General features: G+C 67.0%; 13 protein-coding genes. 3 read left to right on the top strand and 10 right to left on the bottom strand.

The annotated features are described in order from the left end of the window. Positions 1 to 59: 59 nt before the first annotated feature. Together C7450_RS22520 and C7450_RS22515 are read right to left on the bottom strand one after the other, a co-directional pair. The gene (locus C7450_RS22520) at positions 60 to 1,229 is read right to left on the bottom strand and encodes an ATP-binding protein (protein ID WP_110376718.1); all 1,170 of its coding nucleotides are present in this window, start codon (positions 1,227 to 1,229) and stop codon (positions 60 to 62) included. A 94-nt stretch (positions 1,230 to 1,323) separates the two neighbouring features. Continuing rightward, on the bottom strand, positions 1,324 to 2,469 hold the full coding sequence (locus C7450_RS22515) for a site-specific integrase (RefSeq protein ID WP_110376717.1): 1,146 nt from the start codon (positions 2,467 to 2,469) through the stop codon (positions 1,324 to 1,326). A gap of 124 nt (positions 2,470 to 2,593) precedes the next feature. Between C7450_RS22515 and C7450_RS22510 the strand changes: the two genes are divergently transcribed. Both C7450_RS22510 and scpB read left to right on the top strand, forming a co-directional pair. Beyond that, positions 2,594 to 3,535 (top strand): DUF1403 family protein, encoded by a 942-nt coding sequence (locus C7450_RS22510; RefSeq protein WP_110376716.1) that lies wholly within the window; start codon positions 2,594 to 2,596, stop codon positions 3,533 to 3,535. Between the two features lie 3 nt (positions 3,536 to 3,538). Beyond that, the gene (gene scpB, locus C7450_RS22505) at positions 3,539 to 4,225 is read left to right on the top strand and encodes an SMC-Scp complex subunit ScpB (RefSeq protein WP_110376715.1); all 687 of its coding nucleotides are present in this window, start codon (positions 3,539 to 3,541) and stop codon (positions 4,223 to 4,225) included. A gap of 66 nt (positions 4,226 to 4,291) precedes the next feature. Here the strand turns inward: scpB and C7450_RS22500 are convergent, their stop codons facing one another. The 6 genes from C7450_RS22500 to C7450_RS22475 form a co-directional block, all read right to left on the bottom strand. Continuing rightward, positions 4,292 to 6,226: an ABC transporter ATP-binding protein gene (locus tag C7450_RS22500; protein WP_210206507.1), complete on the bottom strand. Its 1,935-nt coding sequence runs from the start codon at positions 6,224 to 6,226 to the stop codon at positions 4,292 to 4,294. Positions 6,227 to 6,230: 4 nt separating this feature from the next. Further along, positions 6,231 to 7,139, bottom strand: coding sequence for an ABC transporter permease (locus C7450_RS22495; protein WP_110376713.1), 909 nt, complete (start codon positions 7,137 to 7,139; stop codon positions 6,231 to 6,233). 2 nt (positions 7,140 to 7,141) lie between these two features. Further along, on the bottom strand, positions 7,142 to 8,143 hold the full coding sequence (locus C7450_RS22490) for an ABC transporter permease (protein WP_210206506.1): 1,002 nt from the start codon (positions 8,141 to 8,143) through the stop codon (positions 7,142 to 7,144). A gap of 28 nt (positions 8,144 to 8,171) precedes the next feature. Next, on the bottom strand, positions 8,172 to 9,932 hold the full coding sequence (locus tag C7450_RS22485; RefSeq protein ID WP_110376711.1) for an ABC transporter substrate-binding protein: 1,761 nt from the start codon (positions 9,930 to 9,932) through the stop codon (positions 8,172 to 8,174). Positions 9,933 to 10,032: 100 nt separating this feature from the next. Then, on the bottom strand, positions 10,033 to 10,896 hold the full coding sequence (locus C7450_RS22480) for an SDR family NAD(P)-dependent oxidoreductase (RefSeq protein WP_110376710.1): 864 nt from the start codon (positions 10,894 to 10,896) through the stop codon (positions 10,033 to 10,035). Further along, positions 10,893 to 12,083, bottom strand: a complete 1,191-nt coding sequence (locus C7450_RS22475; protein WP_170147371.1) for a mandelate racemase/muconate lactonizing enzyme family protein — start codon at positions 12,081 to 12,083, stop codon at positions 10,893 to 10,895. The genes C7450_RS22480 and C7450_RS22475 overlap by 4 nt, the downstream gene beginning before the upstream one ends. A 106-nt stretch (positions 12,084 to 12,189) precedes the next feature. Between C7450_RS22475 and C7450_RS22470 the strand changes: the two genes are divergently transcribed. Continuing rightward, on the top strand, positions 12,190 to 13,896 hold the full coding sequence (locus tag C7450_RS22470; RefSeq protein WP_110376708.1) for an SMP-30/gluconolactonase/LRE family protein: 1,707 nt from the start codon (positions 12,190 to 12,192) through the stop codon (positions 13,894 to 13,896). 18 nt (positions 13,897 to 13,914) lie between these two features. On the opposite strand, the gene C7450_RS22465 is transcribed toward C7450_RS22470, so the two are convergent. Together C7450_RS22465 and C7450_RS22460 are read right to left on the bottom strand one after the other, a co-directional pair. After that, positions 13,915 to 14,979: an aldo/keto reductase gene (locus tag C7450_RS22465; protein ID WP_110376931.1), complete on the bottom strand. Its 1,065-nt coding sequence runs from the start codon at positions 14,977 to 14,979 to the stop codon at positions 13,915 to 13,917. Between the two features lies 1 nt (position 14,980). Continuing rightward, complete coding sequence (locus C7450_RS22460; protein WP_110376707.1) at positions 14,981 to 15,883, bottom strand: NAD(P)-dependent oxidoreductase; 903 nt, start codon at positions 15,881 to 15,883, stop codon at positions 14,981 to 14,983. Positions 15,884 to 15,911 lie beyond the last annotated feature (28 nt).

Below are 15,911 nucleotides of genomic sequence, written 5' to 3'. Positions count from 1 at the left end.
GGCGTGTTGCCGGGGCGATCGCCCGTGCTCGTCGAAAGGTCGCTATCCAGAGCCAAACATCAGCGATCTTGCTCTGCCAATGCTTCACCAAGCTTGCGCAGGGGAAGCACCTCGATGTCATGGCCGAGGGGAAAGACCTCCGTGCCGGGATAGACGACGATGCGGCGTTCCGGCTCCAGGTCCTCGCAGGCGTGATGAAAGCCTCGCTCGGCCTTCGGGCTGAGGCTGCGCTTGATCTCGACCGCCCATCGCCGGCCGCCGGGCAGCGTCACGACGAGATCGACCTCCGCGCCGGCGGAACTGCGATAGAAGTTCGTTCGGGAGCCATCCGGCATCGCGGCATGCACGGTCTCGATGACGAAGCCCTCCCAGCTCGGTCCGCTGACCGGGTGGCCGAGGAGGTCGTCGAGCGTTTCCAGCCCGAGAAGTGCATGGACAAGTCCGGAATCGCGGATATAGACGCGGGGTGATTTCACCAATCGCTTGCCGGCGTTGCTGTGCCAGGGCTCGAGCCGCCTTACCAGAAGCAGGTCGACCATCAGATCGAGATAGGAGGCCACTGTTTTGCCGTCGACACCGAGCGACCGGGCGAATTCCGCCGCGTTCAGCAACCCGGACTGATGATGGGCGAGCATCGTCCAGAAGCGGCGCAGGGTCTCGGCCGCAATCCGCGGCCCCAGCATGGGGATGTCGCGCTCCAGATAGGTTCGGATGAAATCGAGGCGCCAACGCTGGCTGACACGATCGGTCGGTGCCAGCAGGCTATCGGGAAATCCCCCTCTCACCCAAAGCCTGTCGAGTTCCTCGGTTTTGACTTCGAGACCATCGATCGGCTGAAGTTCGAGATAGGCGATCCGGCCGGCGAGGCTTTCGCCGGATTGTTTCAACAGATCGATCGAGGCCGATCCGAGCAGGAGAAACCGGCCGCTGCGCAGGCCCTTCCGGCGGCCGCGATCGATCAACCCCCGCAGATTCTGGAACAGGCCGGGCACACGGTGCACCTCATCGAGGATGACCAATCGGTCTTCGTATCGCGAGAGGTAAAGCTCCGGCTCGGCGAGTTTCGCCCGATCGGCATCCGATTCCAGATCCAAATAGATCGATGCCCGCTGTTCGCCGATCTCGAGCGCGAGCGTCGTCTTTCCGACCTGACGCGGGCCGAGAAGGGCAACCGCTGGATTGCTGTCGATGAGCTCCCGGAGCTCGCTGGCTTTTCTGCGCTTGATCATCCCTGCAATTATGGATCGGCATTCCATAAATGCAAGGTTAATCGCCGTCGACGGCTCGTGCATGCGAAGCACGGATGCGACGGACGGACTTGCTCTAAAGCCCTGCGGCCTTCGTGAGATTGACGCGGAAGCGATCGCGCCGGCGCTGGTAGCGCCGCGTCATTTCGGCGGAGGCATGGCCGAGGTGCCTCTGGACATGGCGTTCATCGACCTCCGCGGAGGAGGCGAGACCGGCGCGCAGGGAATGGCCGGCGAATTTCTGCGCGCGCTCGCCCGCGGAAAGATCGCCGCGCACGCCGGCGGCCAACGCGGCGCGTTTGACGAGGCGGGCAACCTCCCGGTCGTTCAGCCGCTCCGGGCCGACGTCCTTGCCGCGGCCGGTGACGCGGCGGAAGAGGGGGCCATGGCTGATCCTTGCGAGCTTGAGCCATGTCTGCAGCGCAACGAGCGGGCAGGTGGCGTCGGCGGAGCCGCGGCCGATCTCGACCTCGCGCCAGCCGGTCTTGCCGCGCAGGGTGACGATCATGCCCTTGTCCAGGACCTCCACCCAGCCGCGCCCGTCTTCGGTCTGGTCGCGGCCAACGTCCAGCCCGACGATCTCGGAGCGGCGCAGCCCGCCGGCAAAACCGATCAGCAGCATGGCGCGGTCGCGCAGGCCGCGCAGGGTGCCGCGGTCGAGCATCTCCAGCATGGCGCGGATGTCTTCGGGGAGCACCGCCTCCTTCTGCCGGGGCGGGGCGGCGTGGGTGTTGCGGATGCCGGCGAGGACGGTGGCGATATGCCGGTCCTTGCGGTCGAGCGGCGTGCCGCGCTGAGCATAGTTCCAGCATAGAGACGACAGCCTGCGCTCGATGGTCGACACGGAATTTGCCTTCTTGTCTCCACTCACCGTGCCGGAGGCGCAGGCGGTGATATAGAGGCCGACCAACTGGGGGGAGGGGGGCAGCGGATCGAGGCCCTGGCGCCGGCACCAGCCGGAAAAGTGCTTCCAGTCGGATTGATAGGCCCGGCGCGTGTTGGCCGAACTCGCGACCTCCACATAATCCCGGGCGCGCCCGGCGAGCCGCTCGAGATGTGCCGGCAGCGCGGCGGACTCGGCCGGAAGAGGGGAGGGGAGATCCCGGCGCATGTCGGCCGAAGGCTGGGGACGCGAAATATCGACACCTTCTTCCGAGCCCGGAGGCTGCGCGGAGCCCTCCGGAGCGTCCATTTGCGGGTTCTGGGCGGCGATTTCGCGCATACTCCTATATAAAGTGCAAAACATCCGATAATGCAACATTATCGGACATTAATTATTCCGGACAGCTGCGGCGGTTTCATGTTCAGATACTGGCATAAAGCGCCGCACTGAGCTACGCTCCGGCATGGCCTCGCGCGCGCGAATCATTCCGGACACCCCTCCCAGCTTTCCGCCCTTTCCCGGCTGGGCGCGGCCGCCAGCCTTCGGCGAAGCCGTTGACGACACGGACTTTCTTGCCGGCGCGGCGCTGTCCGCGCTCAACCCGATCGTCTGTCACGAGCACCCGCTCGGCAGCCTCTGGCGCCAGCGCCTGGCGCTGGCCTGCGCCGCGGCGCTGGCATGGCGGGAAGGGCGGACGGAAGACGAAGGCCTGCTGCGCGACCACTGGTATCACCGGCGCGACGGCGACGATCCGGGCCCCGCCGGGCGCCTCCTGAAGGCATGGCGTTGGCTCGGCGATCGATCGGTCATGCGCACGGCGGACTGGGAACTCAACCTCGCCGCGCTGCTGGCGCACCGCTTCGACGAAGCCCTGCAGGACGTCATCGCCTTCGCGACCGACCAGCTCCGCGGGCAGGGGAGCCCGGTCGGCGCGGCTGCGGCGGTCGCCGCAACCAGCTTGCGGTTCCGGCCCGACTGCCGGCCGCTCGCGCTCTGGCTCGCCGACGCGGTGCTCGCACATCGCCTGAAATGGCCGGCGCCGGTGCCGCTGTTGGCGGCGCATCTGAAGCGCGGTGATCTTCGCCACGCCGCGGCGCATGGCGACGGCGACAGTGCATGGCGCGTTGCCTGCAATCTCGCCTATGCGCGTGGGGCTGCGGTGGCGGCAGACCTCTACGGTGACCTCGCGCGCCGCGCAGAAAAGCTCCTCGAAGCGGCGCCGCGACTGCGCGGCAAGGACGCCGACATGATGGTGGCGATCCTGCTGTGCGAGGACGCGCAGCCGGCCAGGATCGGCAGGGCGGCGAGCGACCGGTCAAGCCGGCGGCTGTTCGAGCGCCTGGTCGCGCTCGGTGCCGTCCGCGAACTCACCGGCCGTCCCACCTTCCGCCTCTATGGACTCTGAGCCATGGCAAGGCGCGCGCGATCTCCTGAAGCCTTCGATGTCGAGCTCGCCGATCTGCCGCCCGAGCTGCGCTGGCGCGAGTGGATGGGCCGCGTCGAGGCCGTCATCTTCGCCTCGCCGACGCCGGTGGCCCGTGCGGTCCTCGCGCGTGTTGTCGGCCGCGACTGCAATATCGACCTGATTATCGACGATCTGCGGGAGGAACTGCGCGGGCGACCCTATGAGCTCGTCTCCGTCGCCGGCGGCTGGCAGCATCGCACGCGGAAGGCCTTTGCCGATGCGATCCGGGCTGCGACAGGACGCGGGGCCGAGACGCGACCGCTATCGCAGTCCGAGAGCCTGGCGCTGATGGCGATCGCCTATTTCCAGCCGATCACCCGCGGCGAGCTCGGCCGGATCTTCGGCAAGGACGTCAGCCGCGACACGATCGGCCATTTGCGCGCGCTCGGCTTCATCGTCGCCGGTCCACGCAGTCCGCAGGCTGGCGCGCCCTATACCTATGTGACCACCAAGGCGTTTCTCTCCCACTTCGGCTTCGATACGCTGCGCGACCTGCCCGATAGGGAAGCGCTCGAGGATTCAGGGCTATTAAGCCAGGGAGCCATGACAGATGGCATGCCGGTCGCCGAAGCTGCATTGACACAAGATTCCATAGAGAACGATTCCGATGAGTGGGGGGAAGCGACGTGACCGAAGAAGACGTGAAGCGGCGCGATCCCCGAATGCTTTCAACCAGCCGGCAGCTTCATCTACAGATCAATCATACGCATTCGTGCTTCGCCCGGTCTTAGCGTGTCTGCGGGAACAGTTCTTGTTTCGCCCCCTGAAAACAGGAGAGTTTTCTGGCTGAGGGTAGGGGTTTCCGGCCCTAATATCGAGTTTACCAGCGGCGCGCAGATGAAATCCCGTGATGGCACCGCGGATGACCGGCGGTGCCGACCAGGAGGCGCGCAGGTCCGGATCGAGCTCGGACCAGCGCCGGTCAGGGTCCGGCCACGGAATGGCGCCGACAAGGCTGCGCGTATAGGGATGCGCCGGGTGCTCGATGACCTCTTCCGGAGGGCCGGCCTCGACCAGATGGCCTTCGTGCAGCACCAGCACGTAGTCGGCGACATGGTAGGCCGTCGCCAGATCGTGGGTGATATAGACGACGGAAATGCCGTGCTTCGTCCTGAGATCCTGCATGTTGGCGAGGATCGACATGCGCAGCGAGGCGTCGACCATCGACACCGGCTCGTCGGCCACGATCAGCCGCGGCTTCAGCAGCAAGGCGCGCGCCACCATCAGTCGCTGGCGCTGCCCGCCGGAGAGTTCGTGGGGAAACCGGCCGAGGATCTCGCCGGCCTTGAGCCCGACGGCGGCGCAAGCCTCTTCCATGCGCGCATAGATGGCCTTGCGGCCGCGCGCCAGGCCGAAGCTCACCAACGGCTGAGCGAGCGTACGGTCCACCTTGTAGAACGGATTGAACGAGCCGTAGGGGTCCTGGAACACCGCCTGGACCTCGCGGCGGAACTGCCGCGCGGCGTCGGGCGGCAGATGGGCGAGATCGCGCCCGCGATAGCGCACCGATCCGGTGGTCGGCGTCTCGAAGCCGAGAATCATCCGCGCCATGGTCGTCTTGCCGGATCCCGACTGCCCGACGACCGCGACGATGCGCGGCGCCGCGCTCTCGAGGAGGAAGCTGCACGGCGCCAGGGCCACCTTCGGCGGGCCACCGAGAAGGCCGCCGCCGAAGGTTTTCCCCACCGCGTCGAAGGCAAGGAGCGGTGTCTCCGCGGCAGCGCCCGTCTCGTCGGCCGCTACGGCGGCAGCGGCGGGTTGACGGCGCTCGCCCAGCGAAGGCACGCTGTCGATGAGCATGCGCGAATAGCTGTGCGCGGGCTGACGGAACAGCCGGCGCACCGGTGCATCCTCGGCGATCAGGCCATCCTGCATCACGATCATCCGGTCGGCGACCTGCGCCATCAGGCCCATGTCGTGACCGATCAGGATCAATCCGCAGCCCATACGCTCCTGTACGCTGGTCAGCGTCTTCATCACCTGACGCTGGGTGATGACATCGAGCGCGCTCGTCGGCTCGTCGGCGATGATCAGGCTGGGGTTCAGGGCGATGGCAATGGCGATGCAGGCGCGTTGTTTCATGCCGCCCGAGAGCTGGTGCGGATAGCGCAGCGCGATCGCCTGCGGCAGCCCCACGCTCTCCAGCACCGTGGCGACCAGTGTCTTCTGCTCCGCCCTCGTCAGCCGGACGCCGTGGTCGGCAACCCCGTCGAGAATCTGTTCGCCGATGCGCAGGACGGGGTTGAGCGCGTTCATGGCGCCCTGGGGGACGTAGGAGACGTGGCGCAGGCGCGCCTCGCGGATCTGCCGGCCGTGCAGCGCCAGCAGGTCGATGTCGCCCAGTTGCGCCAGCCCTCCGGTGACGATGCCGGGCGGCTTGATCATGCGCATCAGCGCGAGCGCCGTCGTGGTCTTGCCCGATCCGGATTCGCCCACGAGGCCGACGCGCTCGCCAGCCGCGACATCGAAGGAGACGCCGCGCACCGCATGCACAACCTTGGTCGCCGTGTAGAAATCGATGCTGAGATCGCGCACCGCCAGAAGCGGCTTCGTCGTGGCCGGCGTCGGCGTCTTGGCATCGATCGTCCTGGCGTCGATCGTCCCGGCTTCCATGGGGGGCGTCGCTTCCATCGGGTCAGGCCCTCCTGCGCAGACGGGGATTGGCGAGTTCGTCGAGCCCGGCATTGACGAGATAGAGCCCGACGAAGAGCACGATCAGGATGCCCACCGGCGGCAGGATCCACCACCACAGGCCGCGCAGGAACGCCGAGAACTCCATGATCCAGAAGATCGTCATGCCCAGCGTCGGCTCGTTCTGCGGGCCGAGCCCCATGGCCTCCAGCCCGACGCTGGCAAGGATCGCGGCGGCGACCGCGGTGACGAAGGACGAGACGAGGAACGGCAGGAGATTGGGCGCGATCTCGAAGAAGATGATCCTGAGCGGCCCAAGCCCTGAGAGCTTCGCCATGTCGACATAACCGGATGAGCGCATGACCAGCATCTGGCTGCGGACCTGCCGCGCCGGCCGTCGCCAGGCAAGCGCGGCGACGATGAGCGCCATGCCGATGGAGGTGAGGCCGGTCTGCACCACCGCCGAGATCATCACGAGGAACAGGATGGCCGGCACGGTGAGCAGCACGTCCACGCACCAGGTGATGGCGCGGTCCGTGAAGCCGCCGAGATAGGCGCTGATGAAGCCGATGGCGCTGCCGACGATGACACCCAGGCCACCGGCGATCACCCCCGTGCGGATGGTGAGCCAGGTGCCCTCGATCATCACCGCCATGAGGTTGCGGCCTTGCGGATCCGAGCCAAGCGGCAGCCCCGGCCCCGGCGGTTGCGCTGGCGGGGCCGATAGCGGCGCGGCCAGCTTCACGTCGAGCATCAGGCGCCCGAGCAGCGTGAACAGCGCCAGCGCGAGCAGTAAGGCGAGCCCCAGGATCAGCGAGGGATTGCGGATGAGGTAGCGGCCGCAGGCCAAGAGCTTGCCGTGCAACGATCCCCAGTCGGCCTCTTCGGCGATCTGCACCACACGATCGGTCATGGTCAGGCCTCCACACGCACGCGCGGGTCGAGCAGGGGATAGATCAGGTCGACCACGAGCATCGACAGCGCGACCGTGAGGGTCAGGATGAAGACGATGCCGTAGATGGTCGGGAAGTCGTAGAGCTTGATGGAGTCGAGCAGCAGCGTGCCGACGCCTGGATAGGCAAAGACGATCTCCACCAGCACCGCGCCGGTGACGATCTGTCCGAAATAGAGGGCGAGCGCGGTGATCTGCGGGAGCACGGCATTGCGCATGCCGTAGCGCAGGAAGAGCCGGCCCGGGCGCAGGCCCTTGGCTTCGGCGAAGGTCATGTAGTCCTCGCCCTCGACGGTGACCATCATGCCGCGCATGCCGATGGCCCAGGTGCCGATGGAGGCGATGATGATCGACAAGGCCGGCAGGATCGAGTGGTACAGCACCTCGACGGCGAATTCCCACGACCAGTCCGGGATCGAAATGATGCCGTAGCCGCCGGACAGCGGAAACCAGCCGAGCTTGGCCGCGAAGAAATAGATGAGCACGAGGCCGATGAGGTAGAAGGGGATGGCGGAGAAGACCATCATCAGCGGCGACAGCACCTGCAGGATGCGGCTGTCACGTCGCCACGCGGCCGCGGCCCCGAGCAGGGTGCCGAGCAGGAAGGCGATCAGCGTCGTCGTCGCCATCAGGCCGATGGTCCAGGGCATCGCCCCGCCGATCAGCGTCGAGACGCGTACGGGATATTGGGTGATGGACTGCCCGAAATCGAGCGTGAAGACGTCGTGGAGATAGGTGAGATATTGCTGCCAGAGCGGCTTGTCCAACCCGAACTTGACGTTGAACGCTTCCGCCATTTCCTTGATCTTCGTCGGATCGACGCCTGACGTCCCAGCCATCTGGGTCAGCTTCTCGGCGATCGGGTTCTTCGGCGCGATCCGTGGAATGAAGAAGTTGATGGTACCGGCGGCCCAGACGACCGCCAGTACCATCACGAGACGTCGCACTATCAGGCGAAGCGGCACAAGAGCCTCCGAATTCTCGCGAAGACGATCAGGATGCCGGCTTGAGCTTCGGCATGACATAGCCAAAGCTTCCCGACGTATACCAGAAACTCGGCTGCATGTAGGGATCCTGCTCGCTCGGCCAGCCGGTCCAATAGGTCTGGTTCATGGGCACGCGGTGATACCATTCGGAGATCGGCGCCTCGACGGCCTCGCGCATCCAGATCTCCATGGCCGCCTTGACGAGGTCCATGAGCCGCGGATCGTTCGGCGGCACCTTGGACGCCTCGTCGACGATCCTGTCGTACTCGGCATTCGACCAGCGCGCCGGGAGGAGAATAGGCTGCCCCACCGGCAGGGCGTTGCGGCTATGGTAGTTCTCAAGCGTCGCATAAGGGTCGCTGATAGAGCCGCGATGGCCAAAAAGGCACAAGTCGTACTTGCCGTCGCGCATGATCGCGCGGCTTTCCGGCGTGGAACGGAAGCTCGCGTCGATCCCTGCGTTCTTGAGCTGCTGCGCGACGACCGGGCCGATGGCATTAAGAACCGGGATCGCCTCGATGACTGCCGAAAGGGGCTTGCCGTCCTTGGCCCAGATGCCGGCGTCGTTCTTGACGAAGCCGGCCTTCTGCATGAGTTCGTCGCCCTTGGCCTTGTCGAAATGGCCGATGCCGTATTTGTCGGCGATGCGCCGGATGGCATCGATATAGGGCTTCAACGAGCCGAAGCCGGGGTAGGGGTCGTATTTGGGCTCGCTGGCGCCGGCATAGGCGGTGTCGATGAGCTGCTTGCGATCGAGATAGTGGTTCAATGCCCGGCGGACGTTGAGATCGGCCCATTTCTCATTCTTGTGGTTGAAGTATAGCGACGTCGGCCACCAGTCCTTGGCACCATAGGGTGCGTCTTTTCCGGTAAACGTCGTGATCTTCGGGTTCTGGGTGACGAGTTGCTTCATCACCTCGCTGATCTGGATGTCATTGACGATATCGACCTGGTTTGCGGCGACGAGCTGGGCCATCCGGTCCCGCGTGCCGCCGGGAATGGTGATGACACGCTCCATGGCCGGCATGGTCGCAAGGCCGGCCTTGGTCGCCCACCATTCCGGCCGCCGGTCCATGAAGATCTGGTTATCGGTGAAACGCGTCACCTTCCAGGGGCCCGTGGTCAGCGGCCAGCCCTTGGCGACGTCAAAGAAGGAGAACGCCGCCGGGTCGGGCACATCGCGCCAGACGTGGGCCGGCAGCCACTGCAAGCCGATATCGAAGTAGTTGATCAGATATTTGAAAGCAAAGCGCGGATCGCCCTTGGTGAGATCGATCTTCACCGTCAGGGGATCAATCTTCGAGACGGCCTTCACCGCGTCGGCGACACCCGACGACTGGGTGAGGTCGCGCTTGCCCTTGCCGTTCGCCATCAGCATTTCGAGCGTGTAGACGACGTCATCGGCGGTGAAGGGCTTGCCGTCGCTCCAGGTGACGCCATCGCGCAGCTTTACCGTGAAGGAGGAGTAGTCTTCATTGTTCTCGAGCCCTGAGGCGACCCACGGGATAACCTCGTTCTTGTTGGAGTTGTAGTAGAACAGCGGCTCGAACATGTTGATGATGGAGCCGCGGAAGTCCTCGTTGTTGATTGAATACGGATTGGCCTGCCCGACGTTGCGGTAGACGGGCGCCTCGGCCTGCACCGCGACGATCAGCGTCTTGTTGCGCGCCACGGCGGCGGGCGACTGGCCGAAGACGGCCGAGGGCGCGGCAGTGCCGAGGGCGGCCATGGAAACGGCGAGGCCGTTGAATGTCCGGCGGGTAATCATGCGGTTTCCTCCTGGTCTTTGTCCGCCCCTGTCAGACGGGGCTTTTCGCTTGCAATAGGGGCCCGCCCGCCATGGCGCGTGCGGACGTCAGGGCATGTCGTCAGGGTGTCGGCATGGGGATGCCGCGTGCGGTAGCGGCGCGCCACGGGATATGGGCGCCTCCGGTGACCTGGATGGTGGTCCCCGTCACGAAGGACGCCGCATCCGAGGCGAGAAACAGCGCCGCGCCGACGATGTCCTCGGGCTGGCCCGCCCGGCCCATCGGGTTGGCCGCGGCGGCGATCGCTTCCCAGCTTGAGGGATCCCGCCGTCGGAACGCATTGCGGTCGGTCTGCACGAGGCCGGGCGCGATGTTGTTCACGGTGATGCCATGCGGTGCATTCTGCAGGGCGAGGTTGCGCACGAGGTTCTCCTGCGCGCCCTTGGTCATCGCATAGATCGGCATCTCGCCCGAGGGCGCCGTTTCCTGCACGCTGCCGATGGTGATGATCCGCCCCCAGCGTTCACGACGCATGACGGGGATCACCCCCTGCAGGATCGCGATATTCGACATGAGGTTGATCTGGATCTGCAGGGCGATATCCGCCGGCGTCTGCGCGAGAAAGTCCTTGTGGATCTGGATCGAGGCGCTGAGCACGACGATGTCGACGCCACCCCAGGCGGCGACAACATCCGCGGCGAGGCGAGACGCGGCGTCGGGTTGCGTGAGATCGGCCTCGAGGAGAACGGCAGGCGGGCCGATGCGGCTGATGTCGTCGGACAGCGCTGCGGCCGCCTCGGCAAAGCCGGCGTGAAGGTCAGCATCGGCGCTGTAGTTCAGCGCCACGCGCGCGCCGCAGCCGGCGAAGCCGCGGGCGATCGCGGCCGCGATGCCACGGCTGGCACCGGTCACGAACACCCGCCGGCCGGCGAGATCGGCCGCAAAGCTGGCGCCAACCGGCGCCGGATGAACCGACAGCGTCATGCGTCACCTCCCGCGCCGGCGACCCCGGCGAGACTGGCCCGGCGTTGGAAGCCCTGGGCGGCACAGCGCTCCAGGACGGCGCGGTCGGGCGGCGCGCCGAAGCCAGGCGCCGCTTCGAGGGGGATGGCACCGTCGGCGAGTGTCTGCGGCCCGCCACGGATCTCGTCGAACAGCGGGCTTTCGCGCACCTGTCGCTCCAGGATGAGGAAGGAGGGCAGGGCGGCTGCCATCTGTACGCTGATGCGGTCGAGCACCGGCCCCACCGGGTTGTGCAGGCTGACCTCGACGCCGGAGCAAGCGGCCAGTTCCAGGATCGACAGCCCGGAGCGCAAACCGGTCCAGCGGAGATCGGGCAGGATGGCATCGCAGGTGCCACGCGCCAGGAAGTCGCGCGCTTCGGTCATGCCGGCGAGATGCTCGCCGCCGGCGATACGGATGCCGCGATCGTTGGCAAAGCTGCGCAGGGCCCGGCCGGTGTGGTCGTCAAAGGCATCCTCGGCCAGCGGCTCCTCGAACCAGAACAGTGCGACGCTCTCCAGGGCCCGCAGGGCGGTGCGCGCCATCACCGGCGACAGGCGCGAGTGGCAGTCGACCAGCAGGGCGACCCCCGGGCCGACGGCCTCGCGCACCGCCACGATGCGCGCGATGCCGTCTGCGAGCAGCCGTGCCCCGCTGGCGTGGTCGCAGCGCTTCCAGTCGAGGCCGTCGAACGGCGCGATCTTGACCGCCTTGTAACCCTCGACCGTGACGACCTCGCGGGCCCGTGCCGCGAAGCCGGCGGGCGTGCGATCGACGATACCCCGGTTGATATTGGCGTAGACGGGAACGGCTTGGCGCTCGGGACCCCCGAGAAAGGCCGCCAGGGGCACGCCGGCACGGCGGGCGAGGGCATCGAGAACGGCCTGCTCGACCGCGCGCATGACGATCATGCGAGCCTGCGAGGCGTGGGTCATGCGCAGCCGGCCGGTCACCTCGGCGGGACCGGAGAACGCGACACCGGCCAGCAGGGTCTGCGCGTGGCCGATCTCCGCGAGAACGGCTTCCTCGGCGCCCGCCAGCGTCGCTTCCCCCCAGCCCGACGGGCCGTCGGCGAGCGCAAGTTCGACGACGATCCAGTTCGTTTTCGGCGAGACGGCAATGACGAAGGCCGACACGGAACGCACGGTCAGCGACTGCGGGGCCTGCATGGAACGATCGTCCTCCCAATCCCTTATTTGTTCCATATGATGAGATGATTCTGGTTGCTGTCAACGTGGATTCTCATTAAATTGCGAATCAAACGAAGGATTAGGCGTGAGCGAACCAACTGCTGAGGTCGATCAGGACACCGATGTGCCGGGCGCGCAGGCGCTGTTGCGGGGGCTTGACGTCCTGCTCGCCATCGGCACGGCGCCGCAGCCACCGCGTTTCCGCGATCTCGAGAAATCGATCGGCATCCCGCGGGCGTCCCTGCATCGCCTGCTGGCGGCGTTGGTGAGCCGCCGCATGGTGCGCCACGATCCGCGCACCCGCACCTATCACGTCGGCATGCGGGTGCTGGAACTCTCGCGTCGCAGCCTCGACCAGAACAGCATCATCAGGGCGGCCAAGCCCGAACTGGCGCGTGTCGCGCGGCGCCTGCAGCGCACCATCTGCGTCATGGTGCTCGACAACGAGGATGTCTTCGTCCTCGACTTCGAGGATGCCGATCCGTCGTACGGGCGGCTGGTGCGCTTCTGGCCACGCTCACGGGCCATCGAGAGCGCCGCCGGGCGAAGCATGCTGGCTGCCCTGCCCAAGGAGCGCTGCGAGGCGTTTCTGCAGGATCTCTCCCCGACGATTGTCGAAAAGCCGGCGATGGACCGTCTGCGCGCCGATCTCGGCGTCGCCAAGGCGCTCGGCTATGCGGTGATGACGCGCGAGCCGGTGTCCGGCCGCGCCGGCGCGGCCTCGGCTATCCTGGACGAGACAGGTTATCCCATCGGTGCGCTCGCCTGCCTGTTCGAGACCGATCAGATCCCGGCGGAAGACCTGCACGACGCCGGCCGGGCGCTGGTGGAAGCCGCCCACCGGGCCTCGGGCCATATCGGCATGGGCTATGCCACCCGGTCGGTCCTACCGCGCCCGCAGGAGCCAGTCGGCGTGGCGGTCGAGGTCCTGGCGACGGGACGCGACTTCGTGGGCGAGAACCCGGTGTGGAACCCCCGCCGCCGGCGTCTCTACTGGGTCGATGTGCTGGCGCCGGCGTTGCGCTGGTGGGATCCCGCCCGGCGCGAGGCGGGCCGCGTGGAACTGCCACGGCTGACGGCGGGCATCGCGTTCGACGAGCAGGATCGGCTGGTGGCCGCGGGCCAGCATGGTCTCTTTCTGCTCGATCCGGAGACCGGGGTGGAGCGCCGCCTCGTCGATCCCGAGGCCGACCGTCCAGACAACCGCTGCAACACGGTGGGCGTTGATCCCAGGGGCCGGCTCTGGGTCGGCACCATGGCCATCAATCACGAGATCGGCCGCGGCAGCCTCTATGCGGTCGGTGCCGATCTCGCCGTGCACCGCCACATCGACAAGGTCGGGATGGCGAAGAATGTCGCCTTCGACACCGCGGGGCAACGGCTCTATTTCGCCGACACGGCGAACAATGTCGTTCTAGCCTTCGACTTTGACGCCCTGTCCGGCACCATCGCCAACCGCCGCGTGTTCCTGGCCGCGGCGGATATTCCCGGCAATCCGAACGGCATCACCGTCGACGCGGAGGATCATCTCTGGGTCGCGTGCCTCGGCGGCTGGCGCGTCTGCCGCTACGATCCGTCGGGGCGGCTGGTGGAGGAGGTGGTGCTGCCCGTCCCCATGCCGACCAATTGCGCCTTCGGCGGCGAAGACATGGCGACGCTCTATGTAACCTCGACCTGGATCCGCCTGCCGGCTGGGCTGTCGGCCGAGGCGCCGGCCTCCGGACAACTCATCGCCGTGCGCACCGGAACGCGCGGCCAGCCGCCGCGACGCTTCCGCGAGGCGAGCCCCTGACGGGCGTGGGCCTGCCGTTCACGTCGGCGCGTCGCTCCGGATCAGCCCGGACGCCTTGAGTTCGTCCCAGAAGGCCGGGGGAATGGCGACAGCCATCATCGCGGCGCCGGTCGCGACCTCGGCCGGCGAACTGAACCCCGTCGCGACGCTGGCGACGACGGGATGCCGCAAGGCGAACTGCAGGGCGGCCGCGATGAGCGGCACCCCATGCGTCTCGCAGACAGCCTCGATGCGGCGCGTGCGCGCGACGATGTCCGCGGGTGCATCGGTGTAGAAATACTTCGCCCCCGCGCGCGCCCCTGTTGCCAGGATGCCCGAGTTGAACGGCGCCGCCGCGATGATCGAGACGCCCTCCTGCTCGCACAGGGGAAACAGCGCATCGAGCGGCGTCTGTTCCAGGAGCGTGTAGCGCCCGGCCAGCATGAAGCCGTCGAACCGGCCGGCGCGGGCGAAGCGCACGAGCATCTCGCTGTCATTGACGCCGACGCCGATCGCCTTGACCTGCCCTGCGCGGCGCAGCTCATCGAGCGCGCGATAGCCGCCGTTCATGGCTTCGTCGAAACGACGCTCGACATCGTCGCCGAGCCAGCGCCGGTTGACGTCATGGAGGAAGACCATGTCGAAGGTGGCAAAGCCCGTCCGCTGCTGGCTGTCCTCGATCGAGCGCATCACGCCGTCATAGCTGTAGTCGAAGGCGACTTCGAACGGCAGCGGGTCGACATACATGGTGGCGTGCCGCGCACCGGCCTTCAGGGGACGCAGCAAGCGGCCGACCTTGGTCGAGACGACGCATTCGTCGCGGCGCTCGCGCAACGCGCTGCCCAGGCGATGCTCGGCGAGGCCAAGCCCGTAGAACGGCGCCACATCGAAATAGCGCAGGCCGCTGGCGAGCGCGGTCGCCACCGTCGCCTCCGCCTCGGCATTCGAGATGCTGCGATAGATGCCGCCGAGCGGCGCGGCGCCGAACCCGAGCACGGAGACGTCGAGCGCGGTCTGGCCGACCCGGCGCGTCGGCAGGGGCGAGGCGGGGGGCGGTGAGGGAGACGGGGAGGGAAACGGGGAGGGAAATTCTTGGCGGGTCATCTCATGCATCGTGCTTGAGGCGCACCGTCACGCCGGCCTGTTCCTCGCGCAGCCGCAGCACCGCCGTCACGTCGAGATCGGCGAAGCCTGCATTCCGGGCTTCGGTCAATGTGGCATAGGCCGCGGCTCCGACCGGCGTCTCGACGCCGAGCGCCTTGCCCATGGCGACGGCGAGGCGCTGGTCCTTCTCGCCGAGCTTCACCATGAAACCGGCCGTGAAATCCCCGGCCAGTCCCTTCTTCGGCAGGGCGATGGCAAACTGGTTGTTCCAGGCCATCGTCGTGCGCATCACGTCGGTCATGAGCTCCAGCGACAGGCCGGCCTTCTTGCCCATGACCAGCGCTTCCGTCGTGGCCGACAGGATCGTGGCGGCGAGGAAGTTGTTCGTCAGCTTCAGCGCCTCACCCATGCCGAGCCCGCCGCAATGGAAGAGGTCGGCTCCCATGCACATGAGCACGGGGCGGACGCGTTCGATCGTCGCCGCATCGCCGCCGACCATCAGTGTCAAGGTCCCGGCGATGGCGTGATCAACCGTCTTGCCCACCGGGCTGTCGACCATCAGGATGCCCTTCTCGGCGAGGGCCGCGCCGACCCGGCGGGTGACCGCCGGGTCGATCGTGCTCATGTCGATCAGGACCGATCCCGCCTGCATGGCGTGGATGAGCCCGCCCTCGCCGAGGACCGCACGCTCGACGTCCGGGCCGTCGGGCAGCATGGTGATGACGACGTCGCTCCCTGCGGCGAGATCGCCGAGGGAACTGGCGGCCTGGCCGCCGGCAGCCACATGGGCCTCGACCGCCGCGCGGTTGAGATCGAACCCCTTGACGCTGTAGCCCTTGCGCAGAACGTTGCGCGCCATCGGGCCGCCCATCGTGCCGAGCCCCAGAAACCCTATCGTGTCCATGCGTGCATTCCTCTTCGGCAACAGGCCG

Source organism: Chelatococcus asaccharovorans (assembly GCF_003201475.1).
Lineage (GTDB): Bacteria > Pseudomonadota > Alphaproteobacteria > Rhizobiales > Beijerinckiaceae > Chelatococcus > Chelatococcus asaccharovorans.
Note: the sequence above shows the minus strand (reverse complement) of the source record. Positions and strands in the feature narration are given on the sequence as shown.

What these genes read in the sequence shown, in the direction of transcription:
- C7450_RS22480 (WP_110376710.1), bottom strand. Translation starts at nt 10,896, where the DNA reads ATGACGCTGTCGGTTCATCCGGCGCCGGTTGGCGCCAGCTTTGCGGCC.
- C7450_RS22520 (WP_110376718.1), bottom strand. Translation starts at nt 1,229, where the DNA reads ATGATCAAGCGCAGAAAAGCCAGCGAGCTCCGGGAGCTCATCGACAGC.
- C7450_RS22515 (WP_110376717.1), bottom strand. Translation starts at nt 2,469, where the DNA reads ATGCGCGAAATCGCCGCCCAGAACCCGCAAATGGACGCTCCGGAGGGC.
- C7450_RS22510 (WP_110376716.1), top strand. Translation starts at nt 2,594, where the DNA reads ATGGCCTCGCGCGCGCGAATCATTCCGGACACCCCTCCCAGCTTTCCG.
- C7450_RS22465 (WP_110376931.1), bottom strand. Translation starts at nt 14,979, where the DNA reads ATGACCCGCCAAGAATTTCCCTCCCCGTTTCCCTCCCCGTCTCCCTCA.
- scpB (WP_110376715.1), top strand. Translation starts at nt 3,539, where the DNA reads ATGGCAAGGCGCGCGCGATCTCCTGAAGCCTTCGATGTCGAGCTCGCC.
- C7450_RS22460 (WP_110376707.1), bottom strand. Translation starts at nt 15,883, where the DNA reads ATGGACACGATAGGGTTTCTGGGGCTCGGCACGATGGGCGGCCCGATG.
- C7450_RS22475 (WP_170147371.1), bottom strand. Translation starts at nt 12,083, where the DNA reads ATGCAGGCCCCGCAGTCGCTGACCGTGCGTTCCGTGTCGGCCTTCGTC.
- C7450_RS22500 (WP_210206507.1), bottom strand. Translation starts at nt 6,226, where the DNA reads ATGGAAGCGACGCCCCCCATGGAAGCCGGGACGATCGACGCCAGGACG.
- C7450_RS22495 (WP_110376713.1), bottom strand. Translation starts at nt 7,139, where the DNA reads ATGACCGATCGTGTGGTGCAGATCGCCGAAGAGGCCGACTGGGGATCG.
- C7450_RS22485 (WP_110376711.1), bottom strand. Translation starts at nt 9,932, where the DNA reads ATGATTACCCGCCGGACATTCAACGGCCTCGCCGTTTCCATGGCCGCC.